This window comes from Microbacterium sp. ZW T5_45 (assembly GCF_044987415.1).
Lineage (GTDB): Bacteria > Actinomycetota > Actinomycetes > Actinomycetales > Microbacteriaceae > Microbacterium.
Genome location: NZ_JBJDRJ010000062.1, coordinates 1 through 15221, shown reverse-complemented (window position 1 = coordinate 15221; position 15221 = coordinate 1). Strand labels below are relative to the sequence as shown.

The following is a 15221-nucleotide window of genomic DNA, read 5'->3' as shown; positions in this document are numbered from 1 at the left end:
CACCCAGATCATCTCCTACCCACGCCCCGCCCCCGGAATCACCGCCGTCGGCAACGGCCAACCACGAGGATTCATGGCCACTCAAACCCGACCGTCACCGATGTCCTGAGACATCAACCGTCACCGAAGTCCTGATCCACAAACGTCACCGAAGTCCTGAGACATCACACACGTGAATCAGCGGGGGCGTCGTAGCCGAGCGGGGGCGTCGGCCAGAAGGCAGAGTGAGCGAGAGTGCTCAGGCGCCCTTGAGGCGCTCCGCGAGGTACTGCTCGAGCTCATCGATCGAGACGCGCTCCTGAGCCATCGTGTCGCGGTCGCGCACGGTGACGGCGCGGTCGTCGAGCGAATCGAAGTCGACCGTGACGCAGAACGGCGTGCCGATCTCGTCCTGGCGGCGGTAGCGTCGGCCGATCGCGCCGGCGTCGTCGAAGTCGATCGCCCACGAGCCGCGCAGGGTGTCGGCCACCTCGCGGGCGAGCGGCGACAGGTTCTCGTTGCGGCTCAGCGGCAGCACGGCGACCTTGACCGGCGCCAGGCGCGGGTCGAGCTTGAGCACGGTGCGCACGTCGGTGCCGCCCTTCGCGTTCGGCACCTCCTCCTCGATGTACGCGTCGACGAGGAACGCCATCATGGCGCGGGTGAGACCGAACGACGGCTCGATCACGTACGGCGTGTACCGCTCGCCCGAGGCCTGGTCGAAGTACGACAAGGACGTGCCCGAGGCCTCGCTGTGGCTGGACAGGTCGTAGTCGGTGCGGTTGGCGACGCCCATGAGCTCGCCCCACTCCTTGCCCTGGAACCCGAACCGGTACTCGACATCGATCGTGCCGGCCGAGTAGTGCGCGCGATCCTCTTCGGGAACGTCGAAGCGACGCAGGTTCTCGGCGTCGATACCCAGGTCGATGAACCAGTCCCAGCAGGCCTCGACCCAGTGTTCGAACCACTGCTGCGCCTCGGCGGGCGGAGTGAAGAACTCGATCTCCATCTGCTCGAACTCGCGCGTGCGGAAGATGAAGTTGCCGGGCGTGATCTCGTTGCGGAACGCCTTGCCGACCTGGCCGATGCCGAACGGCGGCTTCTTGCGCGAGGCGGTGAGCACGTTCGAGAAGTTCACGAAGATGCCCTGCGCGGTCTCCGGGCGCAGGTAATACAGCCCCGACTCGTCGTCGACGACGCCGAGGTAGGTCTTCACCAGGCCGGAGAACGACTTCGGCTCGGTCCACTTGCCGCGCGTGCCGCAGTCGGGGCAGACGATGTCGGCGAGTCCGTTCTCGGGCAGTCGGCCCTTCTTCGCCTCGTACGCCTCGATCAGGTGGTCCTCACGGTGGCGCTTGTGGCACTGCAGGCACTCGACGAGCGGGTCTGTGAAGGTGGCCACGTGGCCGGACGCCTCCCACACGCGCTTGGGGAGGATGATGCTCGAGTCGAGGCCGACCATGTCGCCGCGCCCGCGCACGAAGGTCTGCCACCACTGACGACGGATGTTCTCCTTGAGCTCGGTACCGAGGGGTCCGTAGTCCCATGCCGACCTGGAACCGCCGTAGATCTCACCCGCTTGGAACACGAACCCGCGGTGGCGGGCGAGGGCGATGACCTTGTCTAGACGGGACTGTTCGGCCACGGTGGCTCCAATGGTCGGGTGCGGGAGATTGCCCGAGATCACGGGCCGTCCCATTCTATCGGTGGGGAATGTCGAGGGCGGATGCCGGTGAGAGGGCGGATGTCGGATGCCGGTGCCACACTCGAAGGCATGGAACAGCGCGTCAGCTTCATCACCCTCGCCGTGGCCGATCTCGCGCGCAGTCGCGCGTTCTACGTCGACGGGCTCGGGTGGGAACCGATCTTCGCCGGCGACGATGTGCTCATGCTGCCCGTCGGCGACCGTCTCATCCTGTCGCTCTGGTCGATCGAGGGCTTCACTGCCGAGATCGGCGAGGCACCGGCATCCGGCGTCGCCCCGATCACCCTCGCGCACAACCTCGCGACGCCCGCCGAGGTCGATGCGGTGCTCGCCGAGGCCGCAGAGATCGGCGCTCGCGTCTCACCCGGTCAGCAGCGGGTATGGGGCGGATACTCGGGCTACTTCGTCGATCCAGACGGCTTCCGATGGGAGATCGCGGTCAACCCGGGCGAGACCGGCGACTACGTGCTGCCCCGTTGATCCCGATACCGGCGTCGGCCCCGGTGTCCGTGGCTGCCGATAGCCTGAGTCGGTGGGTGCGAACGACGACAAAGCCAGAAGACGACTCTCCCGATCCGCACCCCGATGGGCGGTCGTCGCGGTCCTGGCATTCGCCGGGCTCTGCTCGTCGTTCATGTTCACCTTGGTCGTCCCGCTGCAGGCCGAGCTGCCTGCTCTGCTGAACTCCTCGCGCGAGGACACCAGCTGGGTCGTGACGATCACACTGCTCGTCGCTGCGGTCGCCACCCCGATCTCGGGGCGCCTCGGAGACATGTACGGCAAGCGCCGCGTCGCCATGGTGCTGCTCGCCCTGCTCATCGTCGGTTCCCTGATCGCCGCGCTCTCCGGCTCGATCGTCGGCGTCATCATCGGCCGCGCGCTGCAGGGCGCGGTGACCGGCGTCGTCCCCCTCGGCATCGCCATCATGCGCGATGTGCTTCCACCCGAACGTCTCGGTACGGCGGTCGCACTGATGAGCGCCACCATGGGCGTCGGCGGCGCATTGGGCATGCCGATCGCCGCGTACCTCGCGATGAACGCCGACTGGCACGCGCTGTTCTGGCTCGCCGCCGGACTCGGCGTGATCGGGCTCGTGCTCATCGCGCTGATCGTGCCGGAGGATGTGCTGCGCTTCCCCGGCCGCCTCGACGTCGTCGGCGCGATCGGACTCGCCATCGGCCTGACCGGCATCCTGCTCTTCGTGTCGCGCGGCGCCGAATGGGGCTGGACCTCGACGCCCACCCTCGCCTGCATCATCGGCGGCATCGCGGTGCTGCTCGTCTGGGGCCGGTATCAGCTGCGCACGAAGGACCCGCTGCTCGATCTGCGCGTCGCCGCGCGCCCCGCGGTCCTGTTCACGAACATCGCTGCGATCGGCATGGGCTTCGCGCTCTTCGCCTCGAACGTGACCTTCCCGCAGATGCTCGAGATGCCGGTCGCCGGTGGATCCGGCTTCGGTCTCGACATGATCTCGGCGGCTCTCGTGGTCATGCCCGCGGGCCTCGTCATGATGGTGATCTCACCGCTCTCGGGCTGGCTCGAGCGCACCGTGGGCCCTCGCCCGCTCTTCACCGTCGGCGCAGCGGCGATCGTGCTCGCCTACGTGTTCGTGCTGCTGTGGTCGACCGAGGTCTGGCATCTGCTCGTCGGCAACATCATGATCGGCGTGGGCATCGGGTTCACCTTCGCCGCGATGCCGATGATCATCATGCGTTCGGTCCCGGCGCACGAGACCGGGGCCTCGAACGGGCTGAACGCGCTGTTCCGCTCCGTCGGCACCTCGAGTGCATCGGCCGTGATGGGCGGCATCCTCGCCTCGATGAGCGTGAAGATCGGCGACATCGCGGTGCCGACTCGCGGAGCGTTCGAACTGTGCTTCTGGCTGGCGATCGGGGCGGGCATCATCGCCCTCGTGCTGTCGCTGTTCATCCCGAAGCAGCGCGCCGCGGAGCAGCATCCGTCGCTCCCGAACTGAACGACCGGATCGAGCGTCGGTCCCGTCAGCGACCGATCTCGCGCGGGTCGGGGTCGCCGTCCGTCGGCAGCCGCAGGCGGGCAGGAACGGGCCACGGCAGCGTGTAACGGTCGGTCGCCGGACGGGTCATGTCCCCGAAATCGTCGACCTTGACGACGATGCGACCGGGGATGCCGGTGTCGTCGGGCGTCACCTCGAGGATGCGCACTCGCAGGGGGCGCTCGCCTTCTCCCTCGAGCATCCACGGATCGGCGAGCCAGGCGATGCCGTGCGACTCGAGCACGGCTTCCGCGTCGAGCCACTCGCCGGGAGCACCAAGGGGGCGACCGAGGACGTCGACGGGCACCCAGGCGTCGCCATCGGGGCGGATCCATCCGAGCAGCTCGCCGTCGTCACGGCGGTGCGGGGTCCAGTCGGGCTGCGGCATGCGCACGACCTTACCGCGCTGGGCCAGTGCGCTTTTTCAGTGCGTGTACTCCATGAGCTCGACCCCGAGCACCCGGAACACGTCATGCGCCCGAAGCCGATGTGCGATCGAGAGGTCGTCGAAGCACACGATGAGCGAGTAGGCGACACCGGCGCGCGGCCCGGCGAGCACACCCGCCTCGGCCCGGACACCGCGATCTCGGCCGGTCTTGTTGATGAACAGCAGACCGTGCGCGTCGTGGTCGTGGGCGAAGGGGTCGAGTCCGGTGGCGGCGGCGACGAGGCTGAGGTCCTGGTTGAGGCTCAGCCATTCCGAGACCTGCGCGCTGACCGCGGCATCGACGACCTGCGAGTTGACGAGGGCCGAGAAGAGGCCGGCGAACTCCCGCGACGAGCCCACAGACACGTGCGGGGCGTCGTCGGGACCCCGGCTGTCGCGGAACCGGTCGAGCAGGGCGGTGCGACGCAGACCCAGCGAGTCGATGCGGGCACGCACTTTGTCGTGGCCGATCCGCTGCAGCAGCGCATTGACGGCGATCGGATCGCCCGCGGTCGCCGCGAGGACGGCGAGGTCTTCGAGCGGCAGAGCCGGCGCGTGCAGGTGACGCCAGAGCCCCGAGGTCGAGACGGGGTCGATCGTGGAACGGTCCACGATCTCGAGCGGATCCAGTGAACCGTCGTCGAACGCGGCGGCGACCTCGATGAGCAGCGGCACGACCCCGAGGCCGCCGACCGGCAGCGTGAGGTGGTCGTCACCGGCGAGGACATGTACGTGGTTGTCGAGGTCGACGACGTGCACCGAGACCTGCGCGCCGGCATCGGCGAGCGTCTCGAGTGCCTTGAGCGTCGACGTGAACGAGCGGCGTCCGGCTGCGGCGCGGCGCGGCACGCGTCGCCCGGTGCGCTGCGAACGACGCAGATCTACGGATGCCGACGCCGACTTGCGGTAGCCGTCGACAGGCTCAGGAGCGCCCACGCATGATCCTTCGAGAGGGGGTGGATGAAGGGGGGATGCCACAGGGTCCCCCCTCATGGCACAGACATCGTAACCCCCGGAGTTGTGGATCCCTCATGGGTCCGGAGATTCGTCATCTGATGGTCACACGACGGTCTCGCGGGCGCTCGGCGCGCCCGCGAGACGAGCTCACCAGATGGTGACGCGGGACTCCTGCGGCAGCCACAGCGCATCGGCCTCGGTGACGCCGAACGCCTCGTAGAAGGCATCGATGTTGCGCACGATCTGGTTGCAGCGGAACTCGGTCGGCGAATGCGGGTCGATGGTCAGCAGTCGCAGGGTCTCGGCCTCGCGGCTCTTCTGCTGCCAAACCTGCGCCCACGAGAGCAGCAGGCGCTGCACGCCGGTGTAACCGTCGATCACGGGGGCCTCGGCGCCACCGAGCGACAGCTCGTAGGCCTTGAGCGCGATGCCCAGGCCGCCCAGGTCGCCGATGTTCTCGCCGATCGTCAGCGCGCCGTTGACGTGATGCTCGGCGTCGAGGCCCTCGGGGACGAGCGCGTCGTACTGCTCGATGAGCACCTTCGTGCGCTCCTCGAAGGCCGCGCGGTCGGCATCCGTCCACCAGTCCTCGAGCTTGCCCGCACCGTCGTAACGGCTGCCCTGGTCGTCGAACCCGTGGCCGATCTCGTGGCCGATGACCGCGCCGATGCCACCGTAGTTCGCCGCCGCGTCTCGCGAGGCGTCGAAGAACGGGTACTGCAGGATCGCCGCGGGGAACACGATCTCGTTCATAGAGGGGTTGTAGTACGCGTTCACCATCTGCGGGGGCATGTGCCACTCGTCGCGGTCGATGGGCTTGCCGACCTTGTCGATGTTGCGGTCGTGCTCGAAGACCGCCGCGCGGCGGATATTGCCGAGCAGGTCGGCGCGGTCGATCTCGAGCGACGAGTAGTCGCGCCACACCTCGGGGTGGCCGATCTTGGGAGTGAAGGCGTCGAGCTTGGCGAGTGCGCGTTCACGGGTCTCGGGGGTCATCCACTCGAGATCCGTGATGCTGCGACGGTACGCCTCGATGAGGTTCGCGACCAGCTCGTCCATGGCGGCCTTCGCCGTCGGCGGGTAGTGGCGTTCGACGTAGACCTTGCCGATCGCCTCGCCGAGAGCGCCCTCTGTGACCGAGACGCCGCGCTTCCAGCGTTCGCGGATGCTCGGCACCCCCGTGAGCTCGGTGCCGTAGAACGAGAAGTTCTCGAGGACGAGATCGTCGGTCAAGTAGGGCGCGGCAGAGTGCACGACCTTCGCACGCAGCCACGCCTTCCAGTCGTCGAGGCGCTCCTCCGTCAGGAGCGACCCGAGCCCCTCGAAGAAGCTCGGCTGCGCCACGACGACCTCGTCGAACGCGGACGGGTTCGACGGCGTGACCGCCTCACGCCACGGGGCGAGGTCGACTCCGGCGAGCGTCTGGAGCTCGTCCCAGGTCTTCAGGTTGTAGGTCTCGACCGCGTCGCGGCTGCGGACGTTGTCCCAGTGGTAGCCGGCGAGCTCGGTCTCGAGCGCGATCGCGCGGTCGGCGGTCGCGGCGGCCTCCGCCACTCCGGCCAGACCGAGCAGACGCTCGAGATGCGCACGATAGGCCGCACGGGTGTCGGCGAAGGTGTCGAGGCGGTAGTAGCTCTCGTCGGGCAGCGAGAGCCCCGCCTGCACGAGCACGGGCAGGTAGCGCTCGGGGTCGCCGGGGTCGCCGTCGACGTAGAGGCCGATGACCGCGGCACGGCCGTCGCGGTCGTATCCGCCGATCGCGCGGAGGAACGCCGGCACGCTGTCGATCGCATCGACCTCGTCGAGCGTGGCGGTCAGCGGGGCGACTCCGTTCGCGGTGATCCGCTCGGTGTCCATGAAGCTCGCGAACAAGTCTCCGATCTTGCGCGCGAGGGTGCCGGGCTCGGCATCCTGCGACTCCTCGATGATCGCCCTGACGTCTTTCTCCGCCTGCTCGGCCAGCAGGTGGAACGCACCCCACCGCGCCTTGTCGTCGGGGATCTCGGTGCGCGCGAACCACGCGCCGTTGACGTGCCGGTAGAGGTCGTCCTGCGGGCGGACGTCGGAGCTGAACTCGGAGGTGGCCAGGCCGGAGGGAAGGACGTCTGTCATGCGAACAGCCTAGATCGCCCCTCCGACATCGATGTGGATCGGTCCGCGCATGCCGTCACGCGAGGGAACGCGGTGCGGATCCGGATGCCGTCGCACGGTCCGGATGCCGTCCCGCGGGCACGGATGCCGTGATCAGGGAATCCGACGGCGGCGTCCGAACCACGAGCGGCGCTCCGGCTGGGGTCGAGACCCGGGCTCGGCGGGGCGAGCCGCCGCGCGTCGCTCCGCCCATGCCGCGACCTCGGCCTCGACGTCCCGGGGCGATGTCACCACGGGCGGTCCACCCAGCAGCTGCCGTCGCGCCTCGATCACGCGGCGGTTGAAGTCCTCGAGCACCGCGCGAACGTCGCTCTCCCGGGCGAGCTGATCGAGCTGGTCGTCGAGTTCCCTGTCCTCGACCCTCAGCAGCAGGGCGGGCGGCCCGAGGCCGGTGAGGTTCTCGGTCTCGATCTTCCGCCTGATCCACCAGTCCGGATCGTGATGCGTGCCGAGACCCTCGATCGGCTTACCGGCGCCGGGAAGGTCGTCGAAGTCCCCGCGCCGGATCGCCAACAGGATCGCGCTCTCGATGAACGCGGCACGATCGACGGACGCTCCGATACCAGGGGCCGTGCCCTCTTCGGCATCCGTCTCGCCCCTCTGGCGCGCCCGATAGCGGGCGGCGGCTTCGCGTGGATCGGTCATGCTGCACCTCCGACTGACCTCCAGGGTACGTCTGCGTGGAGTCGCCGAGGCCATGTCGGCGCCCTCCCCTAGGCTCGGATCGTGAACCAGCGCCCGACCCTGAACCGCGAGATCCTGCGTCTCGCCGTGCCGGCGCTGGGGGCGCTCGTCGCGGAACCCGCGTTCCTCATCGTCGACGCCGCGCTGATCGGCCACCTCGGCACGACTCCCCTCGCCGGCCTCGGCATCGCCGGTGCCGTGCTGCAGACGATCGTCGGACTGATGGTGTTCCTCGCCTATTCGACGACGCCCGCCGTCGCCCGCCGTTTCGGTGCCGGCCAACCAGGAGAAGCCGTATCCGTCGGCGTCAACGGCATGTGGCTCGCCCTCGCGCTCGGCGCCGTGCTCGCCGCCGCAGGAGCAGCGGCGACGCCGTGGCTGGTCTCCCTCTTCGGTGCGACCCCGGGCGTGGCCGAACAGGCCGAGGCGTATCTGCTGATCTCGATGTGGGGCCTTCCGGCGATGCTGATCGTGTTCGCCGCGACCGGCCTCCTGCGAGGAATGCAGGACACCGTGACGCCGCTCTGGATCGCGGGCCTGGGTTTCGGTGCCAACGCGCTCCTCAATCTGCTCTTCATCTACGGCTTCGGCTGGGGCATCGCGGGCTCAGCCGCCGGAACGGTCGCCGCGCAATGGGGCATGGTCGCCGCCTATGTGCTGGTCGTGCGCCGCCTGGCTGCGCGTCACAACGCCTCGCTGCGCGCCCACGGCGACGGCATCCGCAGCACAGCCCGTTCGGGCGGCTGGCTCTTCCTGCGCACGGTGAGCCTGCGCGCCGCCCTGCTCGTGACGGTCGGCGTCGCGACCGGCATCGGCACCGAGGAACTCGCGGGCTGGCAGATCGTCTTCACGATCTTCTCCGCGGCGGCGTTCGCCCTCGACGCGCTGGCGATCGCCGCGCAGGCACTCATCGGCAAGGAGCTCGGAGCAGGCGATGAAGCGCAGGTGCAACGGGTCCTCGGCCGCACCGTGGCCTGGGGGCTCTGGTTCGGTGTGATCGTCGGCGTGCTCATCGCTGCGCTCTCAGGCGTGATCGGCATCCTGTTCACGGGTGACACCGCCCTCGCCGCGCTCGTGCAGCCCGCTCTGCTCGTGCTCGCCGTCGCGCAGCCGATCGCGGGCGTCGTGTTCGTGCTCGACGGGGTGCTCATGGGCGCGAACGATGTGAGGTACCTCGCGATCGCGGGCGCCCTCAACCTCGTGCCGTTCCTGCCCGCGCTCTGGATCATCGCCACGATCGGCGTCACCGGCTCCATCGGCCTGGTGTGGCTGGCCGTCGCCTTCTTCGGCGTGTATCTGCTCGCGCGGCTCGCGACCCTCGGCTGGCGGGTCCGGTCCGGACGCTGGGTGGCCGTGGACGCATGAGCGAGACCTGGCCGCAGGACGCGGATGCCGTCGTCCGATGGATCCGCTCCGAGCTCACGACGGATGCCGAGTTCTCGGGGCTGGACGACATCCGAATCTCCGCCGACATCGGCGGGGACGACCTCTCCCTGTTGACGATGGATGCGACGGGCGCGCACCTGACTACGCTGCCCTCGGCATCCTCGAAGCCGTCGACCCCCGAGGCCGAGGTCCGTTCGCGTCGAGCGGGGATCGCGCGGGAGATCCGAGTCATCGCTGCGCCCGTCCACATCGCCGAGGTGCCGCTCACGATCGACGCCGAGGTCCGGGACGCGCCGATCGATTGGGTCGAGTACGAGAGGTCTGCGGATGCCGCCCTTGCGGACGATCGGAATGGCATCCGACTGCGCGATGGGGGCCGCGGCATGAGCGGTTCCTTGACCTTCTCTATGCGGACAGCCGACGTCGAACCGCTGATCGAGCGTGTGATGCGCACGGCGCTCGAGACCGGCGACGCGAGGGTGCGGCGACTCAGGGTCGGGATCCATCAGGACGGCGCCGATGGAGCGCGCATCATCGGATCGGCGGCGGTCCGCTACAAGCTGCTGTTCGCCTCGGTTCGCGGTGAAGCGTGCGTTCGCGTCACGAGGGACGGCGTGCTCACTATCGAGGATCTCCGTGCGAGCAGCCGCAACCCTCTCGTCGCGCTGGCGCTGCGGGTTGCGCGGCGCAGCATCCGGGATCAGATCGGACGCCGCATCGACCTGAACGAGGAGTTCGGGCTCGCTGCTTCGGGTCCGCGGCTGCACGACGTTCGGGTGCGCATCGATCGCGATCTACACGTCGAGGCGCGGTTGGGCTGACGAGGCGTAGCGGCGACACCACTCGTACATGATGACCGCGGCCGCGGCGCTCGCGTTGATCGATCGCGTGGATCCGTACTGCGTGATCTCGATATGAGCGGATGCCGCGGCGAGCGCTTCCTCGGAGAGTCCAGGACCCTCCTGACCGAACAGCAGCACACAGCGCTCGGGGAGCTCCGCCCGGTCGACGGGTACGGCGCCCTCGACGTTGTCGACCGCGACGATGGGGATCCCCTCCTCTGCCGCCCACGCCGCGAAAGCCTCGACGGTCTCGTGATGCACGACGTGCTGGTAGCGGTCGGTGACCATGGCGCCGCGCTTGTTCCAGCGCCGGCGGCCGATGATGTGCACGGTGTCGGCGAGGAAGGCGTTCGCGCTGCGCACGATCGAGCCGATGTTCATGTCGTGCTGCCAGTTCTCGATCGCCACATGGAACGGATGCCGGTGCGTGTCGAGGTCGGCGACGATCGCCTCCATCCGCCAGTAGCGGTAGCGGTCGATGACGTTGCGCGTGTCGCCCGCGGCGAGCAGCTCGGGGTCGTAGTGCGGGTCGGTCGGCCATTCGGCTTCCCCACCCGGCCAGGGGCCCACGCCGTAGCCGGGCTGTGCGGACGAGCCCGGATGCTCGGCCCCGGGGTTCACAGCATCCGGATGCTCGGAGTCGGATTCGGCGTGCGCGGCATGCATGATCTCAGGGTATCCACGCTCCGGCATCCGTTCCGCCCAGGAGGTCTCCCGCGCACGCTGACTCCCGTGTCCGGCGTCTTCCGCGCGCACTCTCGGGAGGAGAACTCTCGTTCCGGCTGACGATCTCCGGCTGAAACTCCTCCCGAACGAGAGAACTCCTCCGGAGACGGGACCTCGACGCCGACGCTCACACGCGTACAACTACTTTTAGGTGCACCGAAAAATCCGCTAGGATTTCGGTATGCCTAAATCAGCGGAGATCAGCGCCCCGAGCAGCATCGCCCGACCCCGCCCCCTGCGCGGATTATGGCTGCTCGGACCGGCGCTCGTCGCGGGGGTGGCGTATCTCGATCCGGGCAACGTCGCGAGCAACATGACCGCCGGCGCGCAGTTCGGCTACCTACTGGTCTGGGTCGTCGTCGCCGGCAACGTCATGGCGTGGCTCATCCAGTACCTCTCCGCCAAGCTCGGCGTCGTCACGGGGCGCAGCCTTCCCGAAGTCCTCGGCTCACGCATCCGCCGTCCGTGGGCACGCCGCGCGTACTGGGCCCAGGCCGAACTCGTCGCCATGGCCACCGACCTCGCCGAGATCATCGGAGGCGCGGTCGCCCTCAACCTGCTCTTCGGCGTCCCGCTGCTGTTCGGCGGCCTCATCACCGGCGCCGTCTCGATGGTGCTGCTCGCGGTGCAGAGCCGTCGCGGCCCCCGCCCCTTCGAGTTCGTGATCATCGGGCTCCTCGCCGTCATCACGATCGGCTTCGTCGCTGGGGTCTTCGTCGCGCCTCCCGACCCCGCGGGGATCGCCGGCGGCCTGCTGCCGCGCTTCGAGGGCACGGAATCCGTGCTGCTCGCGGCATCCATCCTCGGCGCGACGATCATGCCGCACGCGATCTACGCGCACTCCGCTCTCTCCCGCGACCGATTCGGCCGGCACGAAGATTCGGCCCGGATCGCCTCCGAACCGCAGGCCGGCGAGGCCGGCATGACTGAAGCCTCCGACACGCACACCCCGGATGCTCGCACCGAGCCCTCCCGCATCCGCCGTCTGCTCACCGCCACCCGCTGGGACGTGTCGATCGCGATGATCATCGCCGGTTCCGTGAACCTCGCGATCCTGCTGCTCGCCGCCGCGAACCTCGTCGGCGTCGACGGCACCGACTCGCTCGAGGGCGCGCATGCGGCGCTCGAGGCGGGACTCGGCCCCGTCGTCGCCACACTGTTCGCGGTCGGCCTCCTCGCCTCAGGACTCGCCTCGACCTCGGTCGGTGCCTACGCGGGCGCCGAGATCATGCATGGACTCCTGCACGTGCGCATCCCGCTCCTCGCCCGCCGCCTGATCACCCTGATCCCCGCGCTCATGATCCTCGGGCTGAACGTCGACCCCACACTCGCGCTCGTGCTCAGTCAGGTCGTGCTCTCGTTCGGCATCCCCTTCGCCCTGATCCCGCTCGTCGTGCTCACGGCGCAGCGGCGCACGCTCGGGCAGTGGACGAACCGCGTGTGGACCACCGCCGCCGGAGTCGTGGCGTCCGTGCTCCTCATCGCTCTGAACGGCGCGCTGCTCTGGCTCGTCCTCACCGGCGCGTGACCGGGACGACCGGCGCGATCAGCCGCGGCTAGGCTCGACAGCATGACTGCCGAAGCCAAGGTCCGCCTTCTCACCTGGATCGGCATCGCCACCGGCCTGCTCGGCGTCGCTCTCGTCGCGTTTCCGCAGGCGCTGCCCGTCGGCGGGCCGTGGGCACAGCTCGCCCTCGGTGTGATCACGCTGATCCTCGCGTTCCGCGCCCGTCGTTTCGGCATCGCCGAGGTCGAGGGCTTCGACGGCCGCCTCTCGCTGGCCGCTGCCCTGCTCGGCTTCGTCGTCGTGTTCTTCGCCGGTCAAGTGGCCTTCGGCATCATCACCGGCGCCTGACTCCGTAGGCTGTACCCGTGGCATCCCCGGCAGCTGACGATTACCTCAAGACCGTCTACGCGCACACCGAATGGCAGGACGCCCCGATCACCCCCTCGGTGCTCGCGGGCAAGCTGGGCATCGCCCCGTCGTCTGTGACCGAGATGGTCAAGAAGCTCGCCGCCGCCGGCCTCGTCTCGCACGTGCCGTACGGAGCGGTGCGGCTGACGGATGCCGGTACCGCCAGGGCTCTCGCGATCATCCGCCGCCACCGGCTCATCGAGACCTGGCTCGTGCGCGAGTTCGACTACGGCTGGCACGAGGTGCACGACGAGGCCGAGGTGCTCGAGCACACGATCAGCGACCGCCTGCTCGAGGGCATCGACGCCCGACTCGGGCGCCCCCGGTTCGACCCGCACGGCGACGCCATCCCGGATGCCGAGGGTCACGTCGACCGGGTGCCGTTCGTGCTGCTCGCCGACGCCGCCGAGGGCCACGTGGGTCGGGTCCTGCGCGTCGACGACCGCGACCCCGATCTGCTGTGCACTCTCGAATCCGCCGCGATCGTCGTCGGAGCCGAGGTCACCGCGACAGCCCACGGAGTGCTGGTCGGAGGCGTCTCGACGGAACTTCCCGAAGGAGCATCCGACATCGTCTGGCTCAGCGCGTAGACCCGTTCAGACACCGGCCACTCCGTCCCTCTAGGCTGAGCACATGGCACACCGCGATGACATCGAATGCTGGCTCACCGACATGGACGGCGTGCTCGTCCATGAGAACGACGCCATCCCCGGAGCATCCGAGCTGCTCGCCGGATGGGAGCAGAACGAGATCCCGTACCTCGTACTCACCAACAACTCGATCTTCACCGCCCGCGACCTCTCCGCACGCCTTCGCGCGAGCGGACTCACGGTCCCCGAGGAGCGCATCTGGACCTCGGCCCTGGCGACCGCGGACTTCCTCGCGCAGCAGCTGCCCGGCGGTTCGGCGTTCGTGATCGGCGAGGCCGGCATCCTCACCGCGCTGCACGAGGCCGGTTTCATCATGACCGAGACGAACCCCGACTTCGTCGTCGTCGGCGAGACGCGCAACTACTCGTTCGAGGCGATCACGAAGGCGATCCGCCACATCAACAAGGGCTCGCGCTTCATCGTCACGAACCCCGACGCGACCGGCCCCTCGGCCGACGGCGTGCTGCCGGCGACCGGCGCGATCGCGGCCCTCATCACGAAGGCGACCGGCAAGGAGCCCTACGTCGTCGGCAAGCCGAACCCGATGATGTTCCGCTCGGCGCTCAACAAGATCGGCGCGCATTCGAAGAAGACAGGCATGATCGGCGACCGCATGGACACCGACATCGTCGCGGGCATCGAGGCCGGTCTGCACACGGTGCTCGTCATGACCGGCATCAGCGACCGAACCGAGATGGAGAAGTACCCGTTCCGGCCCGACGAGGTCGTGCAGTCGGTCGCCGACCTGCTGCCGACGGTCACCGCGTCGATCCCCACGCTCGACGAGGACTGACGTGGGAGCCCTCGACGACGGCGAGCAGGTGACGGCAGCGGATGCCGCGGCCTGGCGCGCCTGGCTCGAGGAGCACCACGAGCGCACGGCCGGCGTGTGGCTGATGAGCGTGCGCGGCGGCGAGGTCGCCGGCGTCGGTTATGAGGATGCCGTGCGGCAGGCGCTGTGCTTCGGCTGGATCGACGGCCCGGTGCGGGTGATCGACGGCCGGAACGCGCAGTGGTTCTCACCGCGTCGAGCCGGAAGCGGCTGGGCGGCGACGAACAAGGCCCGTCTCATCGAGCTCGAGCAGGCGGGGCTGCTGGCGCCCGCCGGCATCCGCGTGCTCGAGGCGGCGAAGGCGAACGGTTCGTGGACGCTTCTCGACGGCCCGGAGGCGGGTATCGAGCCGCCCGAGTTGACGGCGGCGCTCGACGCCGTGCCGGCCGCGCGGGAGAACTGGGATGCCTTCCCGAAGTCGGTGAAGAAGTTCGGCCTCACGCACATCGCGATGGCGAAGCGCGAGGCGACCCGCGATGCGCGGATCGCCAAGATCGTGGCGGATGCCGCAGAAGGGAAGCGACCGTGAACCAGAGCGACCTGATGTTCCTCGTGGCGTTCGTGATCCTGCTCACGTCGCTGACACTGATCATCGTGCAGTTCGTTCGCTCGCGGCGCGGACGCGGCGAGGGCGACGACGGCGGCCGCGCGGGCTCGTGGGAGGGCCCCTGGGACGACGACGACCGCAAGCGCTGAGGTTCGTGCAGGTCGCCTCGGCTCGACTCGTGCGGGGTTCGGCTCGGCTCGTGCGGGGATGAGACCGGCGTGCTGTCACGAGGCCGGGCTTCTTGCGCGAGACCGGCACTCGCGCGCGAAACCGACCGGAACTAGGGCGGCCCGCGTGTCGTGGAGTGTTGTTCTCATTTCCGTTCTGGTTAGGCCGCTTTGGCGGCGGTGGTCCGTGTCAGATGGGCCATCGCTTCGGCTGGAGTGGCGTAGCCCAGGGCTTGATG

16 protein-coding genes are annotated in these 15221 nt (G+C 69.0%); 10 read left to right on the top strand and 6 right to left on the bottom strand.

Going from position 1 to position 15221, the window contains the following annotated elements; translation table 11 throughout:
• Positions 1-238: 238 nt before the first annotated feature.
• Positions 239-1624 carry a glycine--tRNA ligase gene (locus ACI3KS_RS18880; RefSeq protein WP_404920081.1) on the bottom strand — a complete coding sequence of 462 codons (1386 nt, stop codon included), beginning with the start codon at positions 1622-1624 and terminating at the stop codon, positions 239-241.
• A 129-nt stretch (positions 1625-1753) separates the two neighbouring features.
• Here ACI3KS_RS18880 and ACI3KS_RS18875 point away from each other — a divergent pair, with 129 nt between their 5' ends.
• Both ACI3KS_RS18875 and ACI3KS_RS18870 read left to right on the top strand, forming a co-directional pair.
• The gene (locus ACI3KS_RS18875) at positions 1754-2164 is read left to right on the top strand and encodes a VOC family protein (RefSeq protein ID WP_404920080.1); all 411 of its coding nucleotides are present in this window, start codon (positions 1754-1756) and stop codon (positions 2162-2164) included.
• Positions 2165-2216: 52 nt separating this feature from the next.
• A complete protein-coding gene (locus tag ACI3KS_RS18870; RefSeq protein WP_404920079.1) occupies positions 2217-3659 on the top strand; it encodes an MFS transporter in 1443 nt (480 codons plus the stop codon).
• Positions 3660-3684: 25 nt separating this feature from the next.
• On the opposite strand, the gene ACI3KS_RS18865 is transcribed toward ACI3KS_RS18870, so the two are convergent.
• The 4 genes from ACI3KS_RS18865 to ACI3KS_RS18850 form a co-directional block, all read right to left on the bottom strand.
• Positions 3685-4086 (bottom strand): hypothetical protein, encoded by a 402-nt coding sequence (locus tag ACI3KS_RS18865; protein ID WP_404920078.1) that lies wholly within the window; start codon positions 4084-4086, stop codon positions 3685-3687.
• Positions 4087-4122: 36 nt separating this feature from the next.
• Complete coding sequence (locus ACI3KS_RS18860; RefSeq protein WP_404920077.1) at positions 4123-5061, bottom strand: serine hydrolase; 939 nt, start codon at positions 5059-5061, stop codon at positions 4123-4125.
• A gap of 168 nt (positions 5062-5229) precedes the next feature.
• On the bottom strand, positions 5230-7194 hold the full coding sequence (locus ACI3KS_RS18855; RefSeq protein WP_404920076.1) for a M13 family metallopeptidase: 1965 nt from the start codon (positions 7192-7194) through the stop codon (positions 5230-5232).
• 132 nt (positions 7195-7326) lie between these two features.
• Positions 7327-7878 (bottom strand): DUF1992 domain-containing protein, encoded by a 552-nt coding sequence (locus tag ACI3KS_RS18850; RefSeq protein WP_404920075.1) that lies wholly within the window; start codon positions 7876-7878, stop codon positions 7327-7329.
• Between the two features lie 78 nt (positions 7879-7956).
• Between ACI3KS_RS18850 and ACI3KS_RS18845 the strand changes: the two genes are divergently transcribed.
• Together ACI3KS_RS18845 and ACI3KS_RS18840 are read left to right on the top strand one after the other, a co-directional pair.
• Complete coding sequence (locus tag ACI3KS_RS18845) at positions 7957-9282, top strand: MATE family efflux transporter (protein WP_404920082.1); 1326 nt, start codon at positions 7957-7959, stop codon at positions 9280-9282.
• Positions 9279-10124 carry a hypothetical protein gene (locus ACI3KS_RS18840; RefSeq protein WP_404920074.1) on the top strand — a complete coding sequence of 282 codons (846 nt, stop codon included), beginning with the start codon at positions 9279-9281 and terminating at the stop codon, positions 10122-10124. Before ACI3KS_RS18845 ends, ACI3KS_RS18840 begins: the two co-directional genes overlap by 4 nt.
• Here the strand turns inward: ACI3KS_RS18840 and ACI3KS_RS18835 are convergent.
• Positions 10098-10811 carry a TrmH family RNA methyltransferase gene (locus ACI3KS_RS18835; RefSeq protein ID WP_404920073.1) on the bottom strand — a complete coding sequence of 238 codons (714 nt, stop codon included), beginning with the start codon at positions 10809-10811 and terminating at the stop codon, positions 10098-10100. The two genes, ACI3KS_RS18840 and ACI3KS_RS18835, sit on opposite strands and share 27 nt — an antisense overlap.
• Before the next feature lie 241 nt (positions 10812-11052).
• On the opposite strand from ACI3KS_RS18835, the gene ACI3KS_RS18830 reads away from it, so the two are divergent.
• The 6 genes from ACI3KS_RS18830 to ACI3KS_RS18805 are packed head-to-tail and all read left to right on the top strand — an operon-like array spanning position 11053 to position 14964.
• Positions 11053-12399, top strand: coding sequence for an Nramp family divalent metal transporter (locus tag ACI3KS_RS18830; RefSeq protein WP_404920072.1), 1347 nt, complete (start codon positions 11053-11055; stop codon positions 12397-12399).
• A gap of 42 nt (positions 12400-12441) precedes the next feature.
• A complete protein-coding gene (locus tag ACI3KS_RS18825; protein WP_404920071.1) occupies positions 12442-12726 on the top strand; it encodes a hypothetical protein in 285 nt (94 codons plus the stop codon).
• A 17-nt stretch (positions 12727-12743) separates the two neighbouring features.
• Entirely contained in the window at positions 12744-13376 is a 633-nt protein-coding gene (locus ACI3KS_RS18820; RefSeq protein ID WP_404920070.1) for a metal-dependent transcriptional regulator, read from the top strand.
• A 43-nt stretch (positions 13377-13419) separates the two neighbouring features.
• Complete coding sequence (locus ACI3KS_RS18815) at positions 13420-14229, top strand: HAD-IIA family hydrolase (protein ID WP_404920069.1); 810 nt, start codon at positions 13420-13422, stop codon at positions 14227-14229.
• 1 nt (position 14230) lies between these two features.
• Positions 14231-14797: a YdeI family protein gene (locus ACI3KS_RS18810; protein ID WP_404920068.1), complete on the top strand. Its 567-nt coding sequence runs from the start codon at positions 14231-14233 to the stop codon at positions 14795-14797.
• The gene (locus ACI3KS_RS18805) at positions 14794-14964 is read left to right on the top strand and encodes a hypothetical protein (protein ID WP_404920067.1); all 171 of its coding nucleotides are present in this window, start codon (positions 14794-14796) and stop codon (positions 14962-14964) included. The genes ACI3KS_RS18810 and ACI3KS_RS18805 overlap by 4 nt, the downstream gene beginning before the upstream one ends.
• Positions 14965-15221: the final 257 nt, after the last annotated feature.